Below are 18515 nucleotides of genomic sequence, written 5' to 3'. Positions count from 1 at the left end.
TCGCCCGACGTCACTCGACGGCTCCTGCGCGCTCCGCCTGCCGCAGTACCGCGCCGGCCTGCGCGAGGAGTGGCTCGTCGACCATCCCGCCCTCGAAACGGAAGGCCCCCGGTGCCAGCTCGGCGGCGGCGAGCAGCCGTCGCGCCCAGTCGATCCGTTGCGCAGTCGGCCGATACGCTGCACGCACCACCGCGACCTGAGCGGGATGCAGGCAAGCGGTGGCGGCGAATCCGGAGGCGACCGCATCCGCCGCCTCCTCGCCGAGGCCGACGAGGTCGTCGAGGTCGACGTGCACGGCGTCGATGGCGTCCGCTCTCGCGACCGCCGCTGCGAGCAGCACGGCCGAGCGCGCGAATCGTGCGACGTCGCGATACGACCCGTCGTCTCGGCGACTGGAGCTGCCGCCGAGCGAGACTACGAGGTCCTCTGCGCCCCACATCAGCCCGACGACGGACGGGTGCCTCGCGATCTCCGGGGCGGCCAGCACGCCGGCGGCCGTCTCGCACAGTGCGATGATGCGGATGCCGTCCAGCTGTTCCGCGAGACGTGCCACCTGATCTACGGACGCCGTCTTGGCGAGCATCACCGTGCCGAACGGAGTTCCCCGGAGGCAACCGAGGTCCTCGGCGAAGTCGTCGGTGTCAGCGGAGTTCACCCGCACGATCACGCGCCGCACGGCATCCGGATCCGCCTCCGACAGCTCCCGCGCGAACGCCGTGACCGCTTCGCGCGCCGCCGGACGGTCTGCGGAGGCGACGCCGTCCTCGAGGTCGAGGATGACGGCATCCGCTCGCCCAAGGGCCTTGCCGAAACGGTCCGGGCGGTCGCCGGGACAGAACAGCAGCGCCGGGCCGAAGTCGAGGCGACCGGTCACGGCCGGCCCTCGTCGCGCCGGCCGCCGGCCTCGCCGTCGTGCGCATCGGAGAACCACATCAGCACGGATCGCCTGGCCGTGGCGACGACGACGCCGTCCTGGTTGCGTCCCGTGTGGTCGAACGTGACGATCCCCTGCCCCGGACGCGACGCCGACGGCCGTTTCGCGGCGACCGAGGTCTCGCTGTACAGGGTGTCGCCGTGGAACAGCGGGTGCGGGAACGCGACGTTCTCGAAGCCGAGGTTCGCCACGATCGTGCCCTGCGTGAGCTGACCGACGGATGCCCCGACGAGCGTCGCCAGCGTGAACATCGAGTTCACCAGTCGCTGCCCGAAAGGCTGGGTGGCGGCCCATGCCGCGTCCAAGTGCAGCGACTGGGAGTTCATGGTCAGAGTGGTGAACAGCACGTTGTCGGCCTCGGTGACCGTGCGGCCGGGCCGATGGAGGTAGAGCGTGCCGACCTCGAGCTCGTCGTAGTACAGGCCGCGCTGCACGACCGTGCGGGCGGGCACTTCGTCATCGGTCATCGCGTCTCCTTCATTCGCAACGCAGCTCGACAAGCCGTCGGCCGTACCTAATCGTCGAATCCGAGCGAGCGGGCGATGAGCATGAGCTGTACCTCGCTCGTCCCCTCGCCGACTTCGAGGATCTTCGAGTCGCGGTAGTGGCGGGCGACGGCGTTCTCGTTCAGGTAGCCGTATCCGCCCATGATCTGGGAGGCGTCGTGCGCGTTCGCCACCGCGGCCTCTGATCCGACCAGCTTGGCGATCGACGCCTCTGTCTTGAACGGAGCGCCGGCTGCCATCTTGAAGGCCGCGTCGTAGTAGGCGAGACGAGCGGTCTGCGTGCGCGCCTGCATACGTGCCAACTGGAAGGCGATGTGCTGGTGCTGGCCGATCGGGTGTCCGAAGACGACTCGGGACTTCGCGTACGCGACGGCCTGCTCGAGGCATCCTTGGGCCGCACCTGTGCACAGCGCAGCGAAGGCCACGCGGCCCTCGTCGAGCGTCGAGAGGAAGTTCGCGTATCCGCGTCCGCGCTCGCCGAGCATGTTCTCCTTCGGCACTCGCACTCCGCGGAAGACGAGCGGATGCGTGTCCGAGGTGTGCCAGCCGACCTTGTCGTACGTCGGCAGCACGGTGAACCCCGGGGTACCGGTCGGGACGATGATCGTGCTCAACTCTGGAGCCACGGTGCCGTCGTCCTTGCGTCGTTCGCCCGTGACGGCCGTGACGACGACGAGAGAGGTGATCGGGGTTCCGGAGTTGGTGATGAACTGCTTCGTGCCGTCGATCACCCAGTCGTCGCCGTCTTCGCGCGCCACTGTCTTCGTGGCGGCGGCATCCGATCCGGCCTCCGCCTCGGTGAGGCCGAACCCGGCGAGGGCGCGTCCGGCGACGAGGTCGGGCATCCAACGCGCCTTCTGCTCCTGCGTGCCGTAGCGGAACAGAGGCATGACGCCGAGTCCGATTCCGGCCTCGAGGGTGACGGCGATCGACTGGTCGACACGCGCCAGTTCCTCGACGGCGATGCACAGCGAGAGGTAGTCGCGTCCGGCACCGCCGTACTCCTTCGGGAACGGAAGACCGAACAGTCCGAGCTGTCCCATGTGGGCGATGATCGTCATCGGCAACGAGCGCTGAGTGTCGTAGTGATACGCCTGCGGCGCGACGACGTGGTCGGCGAACTCTCGGACCGTGTGCCGCAGCTGGAGGTGGTCCGGCGTGAGACGCGGGTCGTCGCCCACCGGATTGCTGACGCTCCGTTTCGCAGCGGTGTCGATCATGATGGTCCTTCCGTCGTGAGGATGGTGCGGCTGGAATCGGCCGCGAGAGTGCCGCCCTGGGTCTGGGCGGAAGCGCTGATCGCCTGATCACCGGTCTCGGGCGCACTGCCCCCGGAGACGCGAGTCTCGGAGTTGCCAGTGCCCGAAGCACCGAGGTCTTGTGCATCGGGACCGGCGGTCGCATCGACGCTCGCGAGCACCTGCTCGGATGCCACGCGGTCGCCGACACCGACTGCGAGCCGCACCACACCGGCGTGCGGTGCCGTCAGTCGGTGCTCCATCTTCATCGCCTCGATGACGAGCAGTCCGGCGCCCTCCTCGACCGTCTCCCCATCGGAGATGTCCACAGCGACCACGGTGCCGGGCATGGGTGCGCGCACGCGGGAGTCCGCTGCGGCACCCGACGCGCTCGCCGCAGTGCCGCGTTCGGCTGCCGACCGGACGGGGGGAAGCATTCGCAGCACCCACGTGGATCCCTCGGCCGCGAGCCACACCGTGTCTCCGTCGCGCGCTGTGCGGAATCGTCTGCTGAGTCCGTCGAGCTCGACGAGCAGGTCGTGCCCGGAACGGTCGAGGATGCTGACGCGAACACGAGGACTCGTCCCGACCGTCACCGTCGCTGCGGCGGGAGTTCCGTGCAGAGCGACGTCGACGGTCTCGTCACCGGACCGGAAGACGTAGTGGACAGGTTGCTGGCCACCGATGCGCCAGGCGTTCGGACGGGACCACGGGGCATCCGATCCGGTGTTCCACGCATCGTCGTGCAGGAGCAGAGCGGCGGCGCGCGGCGCATCGCGATCGAGGGAGCGGCTTTCGAACGGGTCGGTCTCCACTTCGGTGCCGGATGAGCGCGAGCTGCGCTCCTGCGCCGCGTCGAGCATCCGTGCGATGAGCCCGGTGTCGAGCCTGCCGGCTCGCACGTCGCCGTGGTCGATGAGGTCGAGCAGGAACCTCAGATTGGTGCGGACACCGAGCACCGTCGCTTCGCGGAGTGCTGCCGACAGCCGCCGGAACGCTTCGTCGCGATCGCTCCCCCACGCGATCACTTTGGCCAGCATCGGATCGTACGCATCGGTCACTGCGAGCTGCGGAAGGAGCGCGCTGTCGACGCGGATGCCCTCGCCCTCTGGCTCGTGCAGCACGAGGATCGTGCCGGTGGCGGGCAGGAAACCGCGCGCCGGGTCCTCCGCGTAGACGCGGACCTCCACCGCATGCCCATCAAGACCCACGTCGCCCTGCTCGAACGCCAGTGCCTCGCCCGCCGCGATCCGCACTTGCTGCTCGACGAGGTCGATGCGGCGCTCCGGTGCGTCGTCCTGCTGCTGGATGCGACAGACGAGCTCGGTGACCGGATGCTCCACCTGCAGCCGTGTGTTCATCTCCATGAAGTAGAAGGTGTTCGGATCGCTCGCGGAGACCAGGAACTCGACCGTCCCGGCGCCCGTGTAGCCCACGCTCCTGGCCACGTCGCAGGCGGCGGATCCGAGCCTGGCACGCAGGTCTGCGCTCACGGCGGGCGACGGACACTCCTCGACGACCTTCTGATGGCGCCGCTGCAGCGAGCACTCGCGCTCGCCGAGGTGCACGACGTGACCGTGGGCATCCGCGAGCACCTGCACCTCGATGTGACGAGGGGTCTCGATGAGCCGTTCGACGAAGAGCGCGTCGTCGCCGAACGCGGCCAGGGCGATTCGTCGCGCAGTGCGGAGTGCCGCAGGCAGCTCCGACGCCTCTCGCACCTCGGCCATGCCCATGCCGCCGCCGCCGGCCGACGGCTTCACCAGCACGGGGAGCCCGAGCCGCTCGGCGGCTGCGGCGAGCGCGCCGTCGTCGAGGCTGCGGTCATCGACGCCGGGCGTGACGGGCACGCCGTGGTCGGCGACGAGCCGCTTGGCGCGAACCTTGTCGCCCATCGCCTCGATCGCTGACGCGGACGGTCCGATGAAGACAATCCCCGCGTCGTCGCACGCTGCGGCGAACGCGGGGTTCTCGGAGAGGAACCCGTATCCCGGATGAATCGCCTGCGCACCCGTCCGGCGAGCCGCGCCGAGCACGGCGTCGATGTCCAGGTAGCTGCGTGCGGCATCCGCCGGCCCGATGCGGACTGCTTCGTCGGCTTCGCGCACGTGTCGGGCTCCGGCGTCCGCGTCGCTGTACACCGCGACGGAGCGGATGCCCATGGAGCGCAGCGTGCGGATGACGCGGCACGCGATCTCGCCGCGATTGGCGACGAGCACGGTGCTGAAGACGGGCGTGGAGTCGCGCGCCGGAGTAGTGTCGAATCGGGATTCACTCATCGCGTCACATCCTGAAAAGGCCGAAGCGCGGCTCGCCGGCCGCCGGAAGCGGGGAACGGGAGACCACGTCGAGGGCGAGACCGAGCACGGTGCGGGTGTCGGCCGGATCGATGACGCCGTCGTCCCAGAGCCGTGCTGTCGAGTAGTAGGGACTGCCCTGCTCGTCGTAGCGCTGTCGTATCGGCTCGGCGAACGCCTCCTCGTCGTCGGCGCTCCACGTCTGGCCGCGTTTCTCGATGCCGTCGCGACGGATCGTCGACAGCACCGAAGCGGCTTGCCGCCCGCCCATGACCGAGACGCGTGCGCCCGGCCACATCCAGAGGAACCGCGGCGAGTAGGCGCGCCCGCACATCGAGTAGTTGCCCGCGCCGAAGGATCCACCGATCACGACGGTCAGCTTCGGCACCCTGGTCGTGGAGACGGCGGTGACCATCTTCGCGCCGTGCTTCGCGATGCCGCCGGCCTCGGCGTCCTTTCCGACCATGAATCCGGAGATGTTCTGCAGGAAGACGAGCGGAACGCCCCTGGCGTCGCACAGCTCGATGAAGTGGGCGCCCTTGAGGGCCGACTCGCTGAAGAGCACGCCGTTGTTGGCGACGATCCCGACCGGATGCCCGTGCACCCGGGCGAATCCCGTGACCAGCGTCGTCCCGTACTCCGGTTTGAACTCGGTGAACGTATCGGCGTCGACGGTCCGTTCGATCACCTCGCGCACGTCGTAGGCGGTCTGCAGATCGACGGGCACGACGTCGAGCACCGATGCCGGATCCTTCGGGGCCGCACGGCTCGCGACGACCTCCCAGGCCGGTTCCAACGGCCGCGGCAGGGTCGCGACGATCTCACGGACCATGCGGAGGGCATCCTCGTCGTCCTCCGCCAGGTGGTCGGTGACGCCGGAGACGCGCGAGTGCACATCTCCCCCGCCGAGATCCTCTGCCGTGACCACCTCGCCGATGGCCGCTTTCACGAGCGGCGGGCCGCCGAGGAAGATCGTGCCCTGACCGCGAACGATGATGTTCTCGTCGCTCATCGCCGGCACGTACGCGCCGCCGGCGGTGCACGATCCCAGCACGGCTGCTATCTGCGGGATGCCGGCAGCGGACATGCGCGCCTGATTGAAGAAGATGCGGCCGAAATGGTCGCGATCGGGGAAGACCTCGTCCTGCATAGGCAGGTAGGCGCCGCCGGAATCGACGAGATAGACGCACGGAAGTCGGTTCTCGAGGGCGATCTCCTGCGCACGGAGGTGCTTCTTGACCGTCATCGGGAAGTAGGTGCCGCCCTTGACCGTCGCGTCGTTGCACACGATCATCACGTGTCTCCCGCAGACGAGCCCGATGCCTGCGATGACGCCGGCCGCAGGACACTCGTCGTCGTACATGCCGGACGCCGCGAGAGGCGCGATCTCGAGGAAGGGACTGCCAGGATCCAGCAACCGCTCCACCCGTTCCCGGGGCAGCAGCTTGCCGCGCGACGTGTGCCGCTCGCGCGCGACGTCGCTTCCGCCCCGTGCGGCCAGCGCAAGACGCTCCCGCAGCTCGGCGACGAGCTCGCGCTGGGTGCCCGCGGATGCCGGTGGCCGAGTATCCGATGCGACTTCCGTCATCGACATCGCTGGTCGCCTCCTCGCGCTCGCCGCGACGCCGGACGGTGGCCTCGTCGCCGCATTACCCGACCTCGGGATCCGCCGAAGGTCGCTGTTCTCCATGGCATTCCGGATGCCGGATCGCACACTTCGGTTAGTGGTATCTAACCGAAATAAGGTTAGCGATCATTAACCGAAGTGTCTAGAGTCGAGGGATGACCAGTGCGGCGACGACCCGGGCGGGGCGACCGGCCGGCGCGGGTGCGCCCGCCTCAAGGGATCCGGGCAAGACCGGGTCGCAGGAGGCGACGCCGCGCAGTCGCGCGAAGGCGGATCGCCGCGAGGCACTTCTGGCAGCGGCAGCCACCCTGTTCGCCGAACGCGGGTTCGCCGGGGTCTCGATCGAGGACCTCGGTGCGGCTGTGGGCGTCAGCGGTCCGGCCGTGTACAAGCACTTCAGCGGCAAACAGGCCGTGCTCGCCGCGCTTCTGATCGATGTCAGCGAAGGTCTGCTGTCCGGCGGCCGCGCATGCGTCACCGATGCCCCGTCGGCGCGGGACGCGCTGGCGGCACTCGTCGCATTCCACGTGGCCTTCGCGCTCTCCCAGCCCGACGTCATCCGGGCGCAGGACCGCGACCTCGACAGCCTGTCGGCGACGGATGCCGCCCGCGTGCGCACCCTGCAGCGCACGTACGTCGAACTCTGGGTTGATGTGCTGCAAGACCTCCACCCGGAAGACGACCGCCGCGCACTGCGGGTACGCGCGCTTGCCGTGTTCGGATTGATCAACTCGACGCCGCACTCCAGTCGTGCGCACACCGCGAGCAGGCCGCCGCTGGCAGTGGTCGGGGCGCTGCTGCGGGAGATGGCATCCGCGTGCCTGCTGCCGCCTGCCGCGCTGAACTGACGACGCACCCACCCTCATCGGTCGTAGTCGACGCTGCGTGGCTTCTCCCTACCGCGTCGCGCCGACAACACCCGGGCCACGGCACCGTTGAACAGACGATTCGCCGTACGGAAACCGTGATCTCCGTACGGCGAATCGTGCGTGTTCCGGTAGACGCGGCGCCGACCCGGCGTCGGCAGCGTGTCGAGACCACGCCGACCGCACCGGCGGGGTCACCCTGGGCGGGCGCAGCTACTGATGAGTTGTGCGCCTCGACATGCTCCACCCGCTCAGGGAGGGGGACCCGCCGGAGTTCATGCGGCCCAGGATGCGCTCACCGCGCAGCCGAGCCGCATCGTGGCGCTCAGGCCACGGCCAGGGCTGTGGCCGGATCCGACAGGATGCGCGCCACATCGCGCAAGAGCCGCGATCCCTGCTCGCCGTCGATCACCCGGTGATCGAACGTGAGGCTCAACGTCATGACCTGCCGCAAACGCACCTTTCCCTTGTGCTCCCACGGACGTCGGGCAACGGCGCCCAGAGCGAGGATCGCAGTCTCGCCAGGGTTCAGCAGAGGCGTGCCGGCATCCACGCCGAAGACGCCGACGTTCGTGATCGTGATGGTGCCGCCCGAGAATTCGGAGGGCGTCGACTTGCCGGACCGTGCACGGTCGACGAGCGCGACCAGCGCGTCGGCCAGGTCGGGCATCCGCATGCTCGCCGCATCGCGGATGTTCGGCACGACGAGTCCGCGCTGCATCGCCACCGCGATGCCGAGGTTGACCGTCGGCGGCGCGACGATCTCACCCGTCGTCTCGTCCCAGCGCGTGTTGGCCTCCGGCGTCGACTCGAGAGCGAGACAGAGCGCCCTGGCGGCGAGCGTGAGCACGGTGAGCCGGCGACCGCGGAACTCCGCCGTGTCAGCTAGGCGGTCGAGGAGGCGGATGCCGCGCGTCACGTCGACCGTCAGGAATTCCGTCACCTGCGGCACCGCTGCGCTGCGCGCCATGGCCTCCGCCGTGCGTCTGCGCACACCGGTCGCCGCGGTTCGGACCTCGCCTGACGCCGTCTCGCCGCGGGATCCGCTCGACTCCGTCGCAGACCCTGCGGCTCGGTCGGTTGCGGCCTCGGAGCGCACGGAGGCCGCGGCACTGCTCTTCCCGACACCAGCCGGGCGTTCCCACACAAACGGCTCGACGAGACGACCGGATCGCGAGCGTCGCTGCGGTCGCTTGGACGACTGCGCCTTGGGGCCCCGCCCGACGAGCATGGCGTGACGCTCCTCGTCCGCGCCGCCCTCCACAGGTGCGTTCGGCCCGGGTCCCGTCGCCGCCTCCACCCTCGGCCGTCCGCTGTCGTGGCCGACGACCGGTCGCCCGGAACGTGTGCCGGATGCGGCACCCACCGCGGCGCCGACCGGCTCCGGAACGCGAGCGGGCTCGCCAGCCGAGGCATCGGCTTCCGCACCCTCCGGCACGACATCAGCGCTCCCGCCGCTCCCATCGTCGACGTCGAAGGACATCAGGGGCGCGCCGACCTCGAGGGTCTCCCCCGGTTCGGCGTGCAGGGCGCGAACGACGCCGGCGAACGGCGAGGGCACCTCGACGAGCGCCTTCGCCGTCTCGACCTCGGCGATGATCTGGTTCAACTCCACCGTCTCGCCGACCGAGACACGCCAGGCGACCACCTCGGATTCAGTCAGCCCCTCACCCAGATCGGGGAGGGCGAATTCCTTGACGCTCACACCCTCACCCCCATCACACGGTCGACCGCGTCGAGCATGCGGTCGAGATCCGGCACGTGGTGGTCCTCCAGCTCCGACGGCGGATACGGGATGTTGTGCCCCGTCACCCGCAACGGAGGAGCGACGAGCCGATCGAAGCAGCGCTCGGTGACCATCGCGGCGATCTCCGCTCCCAGGCCGCCGAACCGCTGCGCCTCGTGCGCGATCACGATGCGTCCGGTCTTGGCGACCGATGCGGTGATCGCATCCTCGTCCAACGGCGACAGCGACCTGAGGTCGATCACCTCGATCGACACGCCGTCGTCCTCTACGGCGACGGCGGCGTCCTTCGCGGTCTGCACCAGCGGGCCGTACGTCACCAGCGTCACATCCGTTCCCGCGACGACGACGCGCGCCTGGTCGAGGGATGGTGCGTCGGCGACATCGGGCAGAACATCGCCCTTCGCCCAGTAGCGCCGCTTCGGCTCGAAGAACACCACGGGGTCGTCGCACTCGATCGCCTGACGGATCATCGTGTACGCGTCCTGCGGGTTCGAGCACGCGACGACGCGCAGCCCCGGTGTGTGGGCGAAGTACGCCTCCGGCGACTCGGAGTGGTGCTCGACGGATCCGATCCCGCCGCCGAACGGCACCCGGATCGTGATCGGCATGCTCACGGCGCCGAGCGTGCGGTACCGCATCTTCGCCACCTGCGCCACGACCTGGTCGAAGCCGGGGAACACGAATCCGTCGAACTGCAGCTCGCACACCGGGCGGAATCCGCGGTACGCCAGGCCGATCGCCGTGCCGATGATCCCGGCTTCGGCGAGCGGTGTGTCGACGACGCGATCCGTTCCGAACCGAGCCTGCAGGCCATCCGTCACACGGAACACGCCGCCGAGCTTGCCGATGTCTTCGCCGAGCAGCAGCACGCGCTCGTCGGCCTCCATGGCATCTGCGAGTCCGGTCGTGATGGATTTCGCAAGCGTCAGCTCCGTCATCGTGACACCCCCTCACCGTCGGCGCCGTTCGTGTTCTCGAACGACGCGAGGTAGGCGGCGTAGGCGTCCCGCTCCCTGGCGAGCGACGGCGGCGTCTGCGCGTAGACGTCGTCGAAGATGGCGAGCGGATCCCTTGGTCGCAGCGCCAGGCACGCCTCACGGAGGGATGCCGCGACCTCGTCGGACTTCGCCTTGACGGCCGCTGCACGCTCCTCGTCCAACATGCCGGAGTCGGTCAGGAGGAGGCGCATCCGTTCGATCGGATCGCGCTCCTTCCACGACTCGAGCTCGTCCTTGTCCCGGTACTTGGTCGGATCGTCCGAGGTGGTGTGCGGCCCCATGCGGTACGTGACGGCCTCGATGAACATCGGACCCTCTCCCGTGCGAGCGTGGTCGAGGGCCATCCTGGTCGCCGCGAGCACGGCGAGCACGTCATTGCCGTCCACGCGAATGCTCGGGATGCCGAACCCGGGCGCCCGGTCGGCGATGGGCTTCTGCGCCTGAAGGCCGACGGGCTCGGAGATGGCGTACTGGTTGTTCTGGCAGAAGAAGACGACCGGTGCGTTGTAGGCGGCGGCGAAGATCATCGCCTCGTTGGTGTCGCCCTCGCTCGTCGCGCCGTCGCCGAAGTAGGCGATCGCGACGGCGTCGGCTTCGTCGCGCGTGATGCCCATCGCGTAGCCGACAGCGTGCAGGGTGTGAGCGCCGATGATCACCGTCGGAGTCGCCATGTTGACTTCGTACGGGTTCCACCCGGAGAACTGCGAGCCCTTCCAGACGCGCAGAAGGTCGGACATCGAGACGCCGCGCACGTACGCGACGGCGTTCTCGCGGTAGGTCTCGAACACGAAGTCGTCGGGACGGAGCGCTCGTGCCGATCCGATCTGCGCGGCCTCTTGGCCGGTGAGCGGAGCCCAGAGGAGCAGCTGCCCCTGACGCTGCAAGGCTGTCGCCTCGGTGTCGATACGGCGTGCGACCACCATGTCCTGATACAGCCCGAGGAGCTGCTCCTCGAACACATCGGCGACCCACGGGTCGAGGTCTGGGTCGTTCAGCCGTTGTCCGTCGGGGGCTATCAGCCGGGCAAGGGACCCCTGCCGTGTTGACGTGTCTGTACCAGGTCGGATGGTGAGCATCGTTGTACGCAGCCTTCATCGATCGTGACCGGCTGATGCTTGTGGCGAGCCGGCCCGCGCGGCACCATTGCCGAGCGTCCTTTTCAGGGTACGACGACGGCCCCATGCGGGGCCAGGGCGCGCTGCGAAACTCGCAGGAGCCCTGCGGCGGCACGCATCACTCGTGCGCGCGCATGCCGTTCCGCGCGTCGATCGAGCGCGCGATCGCCGCGGCGCCGTAATCGAAGGCGGCCTCGGGATCCCCGCCCAGCTGGAACGCTCCGGCCAGCTCCATCGTGAGGAATCCGTATGCCCAGGCGGTGATCGTCCGCGCCGCGTCCAGTGCGGCATCCGGCCCCGCGAGACGCTCCGACACGGTCAGCACAGCGGCGGCGGATCGGGCCAGGGACTCGCGCGGCGGCTTGGCCGCATCCGGAAGCTGTCCGAAGACGAGCCCGAAGAGGTGCGGATGCTCGTGCGCGAACCCGCGGAGTGCCTGCGCCATCGACACCACGCCGGCGAACGGGTCGTCGGTTTCGGCATCCGCTGCGCCGTCGAGCACCGATGCCAGTTTCACCGTGATGCGCTCCACGAGGAGCCCGAGCAGGTGGTCCCTGCTCTCCACCCGCTTGTAGAGCGACGGAGCACGCACGCCGACGCGGTCGGCGACGGCCTGCATGGTCAGCGCGTCCGGTCCGCCGCTGTCGACGAGGTCGAGGGCTGCTGTCACGATGGCGTCGTTGCTGGTTCGTGTCGGTGCTGGCATCACGGCTCCTCGTCGTCCATCGCGCCTGGATCCCGTGGTGATCGGCACGTTCTCGACTTTGGCTATTGACATTAGCCTACATGGCTAACTATCGTAGCCTTCATCGACGCACAGCATTCCCGCCGTGCCTCACCCGAAAGGAATCGATCATGGAACTCGCCCCCGGCCTCCACCGAGTCGGAAACGACCTCGTCGCCGCCTATCTCGTCGAGGGCGACAACGGCCTCACCCTCATCGATGCCGGCATCGCCGGCCAGTACGCCGACCTGCAGCGCGAGCTCACGACCATGGGCCGCTCCGTCACCGACGTCCGCGGAGTCATCCTCACCCACGGCGACACCGACCACATCGGCTACGCCGAGCGGCTGCGCAGCAAGTTCGGCATCCCGGTCTACGTGCACGAGGCCGACGCGGCACGCGCGCGTGGCGAAGAGTCGACGCATCCGGCATGGGGTTCGATGCACCTCGGGGCGACGACCCAGTTCCTCTGGTACACGCTGCGCAAGGGTGGAATGCGCACGAAGTTCCTCACCGAGGTCGTCACGGTTCACGACGGCGACGTGCTCGACCTGCCTGGCAACCCGCGCATCGTCTCCCTGCCCGGCCACTCCGCCGGCAGCATCGCGATCGTGGTCCCCTCGGTCGACGCCGTGTTCGTCGGCGATGCGTTCACGACGCGCCACGTGCTGACCGGTGCCAAGGGGCCTCAGCCCGCACCGTTCACCGACGATACGGATGCCGCCGCGCTGTCCCACGCGAAGCTCGCCTCGATCGACGCGACCTGGGTGCTGCCCGGCCACGGCACCCCGTGGAACAAGGGAACACGTCAGCTCGCCACGGAACTCGCTCGAACGGATGCCACGGCCTGACGCACGCGCGCCACGCCTCCCGCACGCGAACCAATATCTCATCCATGATGTTACGGTGGCGTCATGACCGATGTGCAGGCTCTTGTTCACGATGCCGCTGCCCCTGAGCAGGATGCGCGATCCGCGACCGACAACGTCGCATCCGCTCCGGCAAGCCCGTCACGCGAAGTCGGGGCACTCATCCGCAGTGCACGCAAGGGCCGCGGCCTGACCCAGGCGCAGCTGGGGGAACGGATCGGAACCAGTCAGAGCGCCGTCAACCGCATGGAGCAGGGCGGCCAGAACCTCAGCCTTGAGATGATCGCCCGCATCAGCGCAGCGCTCGACCAGCAGATCGTCTCCATCGGCAATGCGCCGCAGCACCTGCACCTGAGGGTGCAGGGCGGCCACAAGCTGAGCGGATCCATCGCCGTCAACTCGAGCAAGAACGGCGCGGTCGCGCTGCTGTGCGCCTCGCTGCTGAACCGCGGCGTCACCCGACTGCATCGCATGGCACGCATCGTCGAGGTCGACAGGATCATCGATGTGCTGCGCAGTCTCGGTGCAAGCGTCACCTGGTCGGAAGACGGCGAAACGCTCGAGATCATCGCGCCGGAGGAGTTGCGCCTCGATGCGATCGACGCGGCCGCGGCACGCCGCACGCGCAGCGTGCTCATGTTCCTCGGGCCGTTGAGCGGACGGTTCGACTCCTTCCGTCTGCCCTATGCCGGCGGATGCGACCTCGGCACCCGCACCGTTGAACCGCACCTCATCGCGCTGCGTCCGTTCGGCCTGAGCGTGAACACGACGGGAGGCTGGTACCAGGCATCCGTCGATCGCGCGAAGGCCGGGCCACGACGGATCGTGCTCACCGAGCGCGGCGACACGGTGACCGAGAACGCCATCCTCGCCGCGGCGGCCCACGACGGTGAGACGGTCATCCGCAATGCCAGTCCGAACTACATGGTCCAGGACCTGTGCTTCTTCTTGGAGCTCCTCGGCGTGCGCATCGACGGCATCGGAACGACGACGCTGCGCATCGTCGGCAAGCCCGAGATCGACGCGGAGGTCGACTACTGGCCGAGCGAGGATCCCGTGGAGGCGATGAGTCTGCTGACCGCCGGAATCGTCACGGAGTCGACGCTGTCGGTGACGCGAGCACCGATCGAGTTCCTCGAGATCGAGCTGGCCACCCTTGCGGAGATGGGGCTGGAGTTCGAGGTGAGCGAGGAGTATCCGGCGGCGAACGGTCGCACGCGGCTCGTGGACATCACCGTGCATCCGTCCCGTCTGCGCGCGCCGATCGACAAAATCCACGCGATGCCCTTCCCGGGGCTCAACATCGACAACCTTCCGTTCTTCGTCATCATCGCTGCCATGGCCGAAGGCACGACGCTGATCCACGACTGGGTTTACGAGGGTCGCGCGATCCACCTGCTCGATCTGACGCGGCTCGGCGCCAGCGTCACCCTGCGCGATCCGCACCGCCTCGATGTGACGGGCCCGGCGCACCTCTCGGGTGCGGAGGTGAGCTGCCCGCCCGCGCTGCGTCCGGCGGTCGTGATCCTCATCGCCATGCTCGCCGCCAAGGGCGAGAGTGTGCTGCGCAACGTCGACATCATCGCCCGCGGCTACGAGAGCCTGCAGGAGCGGCTCGTCTCGCTCGGTGCCTCGATCGAGGCCTTCCGCGACTGAGATCGTCGCACGTGGGCATCCGACTAGGCCGGCGCCGAACGGCAGCGAGGTCCCGTTTCGATGACAGGAATTGCGATTGACCACGCGGGTGGTCGGCACCCTTTGTGATCGAAACGGGACCTCGGGCGCTGTCGGCGGACGCGGGCTGGCCGGACAACGAGAACGGCCCGCCACCGAAGTGACGGGCCGTTCCCCAAGAGTTCGCGTTGTCACGCGAAGAGCTGCCGTATCGGCAACCGTTCTCGACTGCTCCTTATCGGCGCAGACCGAGACGCTCGATGAGCGAGCGGTAACGGTTGATGTCGATCTCCTGCAGGTAACCCAGCAGGCGGCGACGCTGACCAACCAGAAGCAGCAGGCCACGACGCGAGTGGTGGTCGTGCTTGTGCTCCTTGAGGTGCTCGGTGAGGTCCTTGATCCGCTTGGTCAGGATCGCGACCTGAACCTCGGGGGATCCGGTGTCACCGGGGTGGGTTGCGTACTCTTCGATGATCGCCTTCTTGACATCTGCATCGAGTGCCATAGATTCGATCCCCTTCCTCTCGTTGCGCGGTGCCTCGGACCGACTGTCCGGGCGCTCTTTTTCCGCGGCCGTCATGACGGCAACCTGAAGAGTTTAGCAGCACCGCGCTGCAAGAAGTGACGGCGATCACGCCCGAGAGTGCGCGACCGGCTCACGCGACGGCGTCGCGCGCCTTCTCCAGCAACCGGTAGTGCAGCAGCCCGAAGCAGTACACGTAGAGGAGCACGGCGGGGATGGCGCCGAAGAACCAGGTCCATCCTGCTGCGCCGACCGCGAGAGTGAGCACAGCGGTCACGGCTCCGCTGATCACCACGAGCACGCCGAGGGCGACTCCGATCCACGCGCCGACGACGCTGTAGAGGCCGACGACGGCACCGCGGTTGAGACGGGCGATGGCTTGCGGCGTCTTCGCCTTGCGGTACGCGGCCACTGAGGCGAAGCGGCTGGAGACATCCGCGAAGTACCAGACGGCTGCCGCGAAGATGAGGATGGTCGCCGCCAGCGCCCATCCGAAGGGAGCCCCGCTCTTGGTGGCGACCGCCACCTCTGCGGCGATGAGCCAGGATGCCACGACGCCGAGCAGCGCATACCCGACGGCCGCCCAGCGCAGTTTGAGGCCCAGGTCGACGATGATCTCGTCATGGGTCCCGAGGAGCGGATCGTTCAGCAGTTGCGTCGCTGTGAGCGGTGCCGGCTCGGGAGCGCGCGCCGGGCTGGGCGTCGGAACGGGTGCGGATGCCGAGCGGTCGGCGTCCTCGATCGGCGCGGGCGCCTGCCACGGCTCGCCCGAAGCCTCGGCCGCGATGTCCTCGACGGTGTACTCGGACTCGGCCTCCGGTGTTTCTGTGCGCGGGCTGGTCTTCCTCGTCGGGGTCACAGGTGGCCTCCTCTCGGGCCGCACGAATGTCGTGGGCCGGTTCGCGAACTACCCGAACGACACTACCTGCCCTGTTCGGGGGAGGGCCCGTCGGTGCGCGCGAGCCGCGGAACGTTACCGTGAACACATGGCGGATGATGGCCGCGGTGCCGCGGGCGCGGCGAGCGATTCCGAGCTCACGGCGATCGGCGTGCTGACCGCGGCCGCCGTCGGGGGCGTCGACTCCGCGTTCCTTCCGGCGTGGCACCTGCTGGGGGCGAGGGCTCGGAGGTGGATGCAGCGTCAGGGGCGGCATCCGCTCAACGGATCGCCAGTGCTCCTGCTGCCAGGAGTGCACGAGTCGCCGCGGTTCCTCGACCCGTTCGCTGCTCTCGCGCTCGCGAACGGACGGCAGCCCCACCTGGTCACCGCGCTGCACCGCAATGTGCGTCCGATCACGGCAACAGCACTGCAGACGGCGGATTACCTGGAACGCCACGATCTCCGCGACGTGCTGATCATCGCGCACAGCAAGGGCGGACTCGTCGGCAAGCAGGTGATGACCTGGGAGCGCACGAGCCGGCGCATCCGTGGCATGGTCGCCGTCGCGACGCCGTTCTCCGGATCCGTCTTCGCCACCCATGCGCCGCTGCGGTCGTTGCGCGACTTCTCCCCCGCCGACGAGACGCTTCTCGAGCTGGCCGTGAACCACTCGGCCAATCGTGCGATCGTTTCCGCGTTCCCTGCCTTCGATCCGCAGATCCCCGGCGGAAGCGTGCTTCCGGATGCCCGTGCCAACATTCGTCTGCCCTCCGCCGGCCACTTCCGCGTGCTGGCCGAGCCGGAGCTGTGGGCACTGCTGCGCCGAGCGCTGCTCGCGACCGCCTGACGCGCCGCCCCGTTCAGCGGAACGTCGTGAATCCGGGTCAGCGGAAGGCGATGATCCCGTCGCCCCACGCCTGACGGATGCGTCCATGCGGATCCGAGACGATGCGATCGCGCCCGCCGAAGACATAGGTGTAGCGCGAGTCCGTGTCGTAACGCGGCCAGAACGGCTCCATGCCGACCGGGTTGGGATCGCCGTCTGTCGCGAACGAGACCCAGCGACGCTGCATCCGCTCGGTGAGCTTGCGCCCGGAGGAAACGGCCCCCGCAGCGACCCAGCGCGGCACGGGCGTGCCGAAGACGTGAGGCAGCTCGGCGCCGTGCATCGCCCCGAGGCCGGCGACGCGCAGAAGCGGTGGGGCGAAGTCGAACTCGTACGCCCAGGTCGGAGCGAAACGGCTCTGCGCCGAGGCGGCCCACACCGTCGGCATGCGGAAGGCGGCATCCGTCGACAGCTGGAGCGCGGGTCGCAACCGCGGGTATCCGCGATACCCGGACGGCACGGCCAGCGCCTCCGGCGTGCCGAGACGCTCCACCATGAGCTGGACGGCCTTCGACGTGTTCGGCACGATCGGCGAGCGCAGCAGGCGGAACAGCATCGCCTCGTCGCGATTCGATCCGATCAGGAGCGGGATGCGCAGCGCGTCTCCCTTGGCCATCGCGGTGAGCGGATACTCCGTCACGAGTTCGCCGTCCACGACCGGCGCCACCGGAATGGTCCCCGGCTCCGTGGTGCTCGTGTCGACGACGAGCCTCGCACCCGCCTCGATCAGCGCTCCCGCTGGAATGCGTCGCAGTCGGCGAACCTGATCGGCCGTGACGTCCAGCCTGCGCAGGAAGCGCTCGGCTGCGACGCGTGCCGTTTCCGGACTGTACACGCTGCCCACAGGCGAGCTCTGCGCGATCGCCTTGTGCAGGAGCCCCTCAGCGCTCGGCGTCGCCATCATGGTCGTGACGGCACCTGCGCCTGAGGACTCGCCGAAGAGCGTGACACGGTCCGGCGATCCGCCGAACGCCCGGATGTTGTCCCGCACCCAGGCCAGCGCCGCCAGCTGGTCGCGCTGCCCCACGTTGCTCTCGAACACGTCGTCAGCCGTCGAGAACGACGACAGGTCGATGTATCCGAGCGGCCCGATCCGGTAGTTGAACGTGACGACGACCACGCCGAGCCGCGCGAGCCGTGTGCCGTCGTAGAGCGGATCCGCCGAGGATCCCACGTAGTACGCGCCGCCGTGGATCCACACCATCACCGGCAGCCCTGCGTCGCCCAGTTCGGGCGTGTACACGTTGACGGTGAGGCAGTCCTCGCTCATCTCACGTCTCTGGGCACCTGGACCGCTCTGGATCGGCTGCGGGGCGATGCGCCCGAACGTCGTGGCGTCGCGCACACCGTTCCACGGCTCGGGCGGACGCGGGGCGCGGAACCGGAGTCCACCGACGGGCGGTGCCGCGTAAGGGATCCCTTTGAACGCATACAGCTCTCCGCCGTACACACCGCGCACCTCGCCCTGCACCGTGGCGACGACGGGATTCATCCTCTCGTCGGCGCCGATGACCGTCGTATTCCTCCCGTTCACCGCATCAGGCTAGGCACGCGGATGCCGTCCTCGGTGGGTTTCGCCGCATTCTCACCCGGAGAGTGCGGGCTCCATCCTGGAAGGGTCCGTGCGCGGG

The 18515-nt window shown here is 68.8% G+C and carries 16 protein-coding genes; 4 read left to right on the top strand and 12 right to left on the bottom strand.

Annotation, left to right across the window (positions count from 1 at the left end):
* Positions 1 to 10: 10 nt before the first annotated feature.
* The 5 genes from HII28_RS15790 to HII28_RS15770 are packed head-to-tail and all read right to left on the bottom strand — an operon-like array spanning position 11 to position 6563.
* Complete coding sequence (locus tag HII28_RS15790; protein WP_170026771.1) at positions 11 to 874, bottom strand: CoA ester lyase; 864 nt, start codon at positions 872 to 874, stop codon at positions 11 to 13.
* The gene (locus HII28_RS15785) at positions 871 to 1401 is read right to left on the bottom strand and encodes a MaoC family dehydratase (RefSeq protein ID WP_170026770.1); all 531 of its coding nucleotides are present in this window, start codon (positions 1399 to 1401) and stop codon (positions 871 to 873) included. The genes HII28_RS15790 and HII28_RS15785 overlap by 4 nt, the downstream gene beginning before the upstream one ends.
* Positions 1402 to 1448: 47 nt before the next feature.
* Positions 1449 to 2660 carry an acyl-CoA dehydrogenase family protein gene (locus tag HII28_RS15780; RefSeq protein WP_170026769.1) on the bottom strand — a complete coding sequence of 404 codons (1212 nt, stop codon included), beginning with the start codon at positions 2658 to 2660 and terminating at the stop codon, positions 1449 to 1451.
* The gene (locus HII28_RS15775; RefSeq protein WP_170026768.1) at positions 2657 to 4957 is read right to left on the bottom strand and encodes a biotin carboxylase N-terminal domain-containing protein; all 2301 of its coding nucleotides are present in this window, start codon (positions 4955 to 4957) and stop codon (positions 2657 to 2659) included. Before HII28_RS15775 ends, HII28_RS15780 begins: the two co-directional genes overlap by 4 nt.
* A gap of 4 nt (positions 4958 to 4961) precedes the next feature.
* On the bottom strand, positions 4962 to 6563 hold the full coding sequence (locus HII28_RS15770) for a carboxyl transferase domain-containing protein (protein WP_240978317.1): 1602 nt from the start codon (positions 6561 to 6563) through the stop codon (positions 4962 to 4964).
* A 194-nt stretch (positions 6564 to 6757) separates the two neighbouring features.
* On the opposite strand from HII28_RS15770, the gene HII28_RS15765 reads away from it, so the two are divergent.
* Positions 6758 to 7450: a TetR family transcriptional regulator gene (locus HII28_RS15765; RefSeq protein ID WP_170026766.1), complete on the top strand. Its 693-nt coding sequence runs from the start codon at positions 6758 to 6760 to the stop codon at positions 7448 to 7450.
* 343 nt (positions 7451 to 7793) lie between these two features.
* Here HII28_RS15765 and HII28_RS15760 read toward each other — a convergent pair whose 3' ends face one another.
* The 4 genes from HII28_RS15760 to HII28_RS15745 form a co-directional block, all read right to left on the bottom strand.
* Complete coding sequence (locus tag HII28_RS15760) at positions 7794 to 9173, bottom strand: dihydrolipoamide acetyltransferase family protein (protein ID WP_170026765.1); 1380 nt, start codon at positions 9171 to 9173, stop codon at positions 7794 to 7796.
* Positions 9170 to 10153 carry an alpha-ketoacid dehydrogenase subunit beta gene (locus tag HII28_RS15755; protein WP_170026764.1) on the bottom strand — a complete coding sequence of 328 codons (984 nt, stop codon included), beginning with the start codon at positions 10151 to 10153 and terminating at the stop codon, positions 9170 to 9172. The genes HII28_RS15760 and HII28_RS15755 overlap by 4 nt, the downstream gene beginning before the upstream one ends.
* Positions 10150 to 11289: a pyruvate dehydrogenase (acetyl-transferring) E1 component subunit alpha gene (gene pdhA / locus HII28_RS15750; protein ID WP_170026763.1), complete on the bottom strand. Its 1140-nt coding sequence runs from the start codon at positions 11287 to 11289 to the stop codon at positions 10150 to 10152. Before pdhA ends, HII28_RS15755 begins: the two co-directional genes overlap by 4 nt.
* Before the next feature lie 157 nt (positions 11290 to 11446).
* Positions 11447 to 12034: a TetR/AcrR family transcriptional regulator gene (locus HII28_RS15745; protein WP_170026762.1), complete on the bottom strand. Its 588-nt coding sequence runs from the start codon at positions 12032 to 12034 to the stop codon at positions 11447 to 11449.
* Between the two features lie 149 nt (positions 12035 to 12183).
* Between HII28_RS15745 and HII28_RS15740 the strand changes: the two genes are divergently transcribed.
* Positions 12184 to 12903, top strand: a complete 720-nt coding sequence (locus tag HII28_RS15740; protein WP_170026761.1) for an MBL fold metallo-hydrolase — start codon at positions 12184 to 12186, stop codon at positions 12901 to 12903.
* A gap of 63 nt (positions 12904 to 12966) precedes the next feature.
* Positions 12967 to 14577, top strand: a complete 1611-nt coding sequence (locus HII28_RS15735) for a UDP-N-acetylglucosamine 1-carboxyvinyltransferase (RefSeq protein WP_170026760.1) — start codon at positions 12967 to 12969, stop codon at positions 14575 to 14577.
* Between the two features lie 253 nt (positions 14578 to 14830).
* Here the strand turns inward: HII28_RS15735 and rpsO are convergent, their stop codons facing one another.
* Positions 14831 to 15100 carry a 30S ribosomal protein S15 gene (gene rpsO, locus HII28_RS15730; RefSeq protein WP_146317451.1) on the bottom strand — a complete coding sequence of 90 codons (270 nt, stop codon included), beginning with the start codon at positions 15098 to 15100 and terminating at the stop codon, positions 14831 to 14833.
* A 151-nt stretch (positions 15101 to 15251) separates the two neighbouring features.
* Complete coding sequence (locus HII28_RS15725; RefSeq protein WP_170026759.1) at positions 15252 to 15977, bottom strand: hypothetical protein; 726 nt, start codon at positions 15975 to 15977, stop codon at positions 15252 to 15254.
* A gap of 127 nt (positions 15978 to 16104) precedes the next feature.
* Here HII28_RS15725 and HII28_RS15720 point away from each other — a divergent pair, with 127 nt between their 5' ends.
* Complete coding sequence (locus HII28_RS15720; RefSeq protein WP_170026758.1) at positions 16105 to 16845, top strand: alpha/beta hydrolase; 741 nt, start codon at positions 16105 to 16107, stop codon at positions 16843 to 16845.
* Between the two features lie 37 nt (positions 16846 to 16882).
* Here the strand turns inward: HII28_RS15720 and HII28_RS15715 are convergent, their stop codons facing one another.
* On the bottom strand, positions 16883 to 18418 hold the full coding sequence (locus HII28_RS15715; RefSeq protein ID WP_205864965.1) for a carboxylesterase/lipase family protein: 1536 nt from the start codon (positions 18416 to 18418) through the stop codon (positions 16883 to 16885).
* Positions 18419 to 18515 lie beyond the last annotated feature (97 nt).

The sequence above is a fragment of the Planctomonas sp. JC2975 genome (genome assembly GCF_012985205.1).
GTDB lineage: Bacteria > Actinomycetota > Actinomycetes > Actinomycetales > Microbacteriaceae > Humibacter.
Note: the sequence above shows the minus strand (reverse complement) of the source record. Positions and strands in the feature narration are given on the sequence as shown.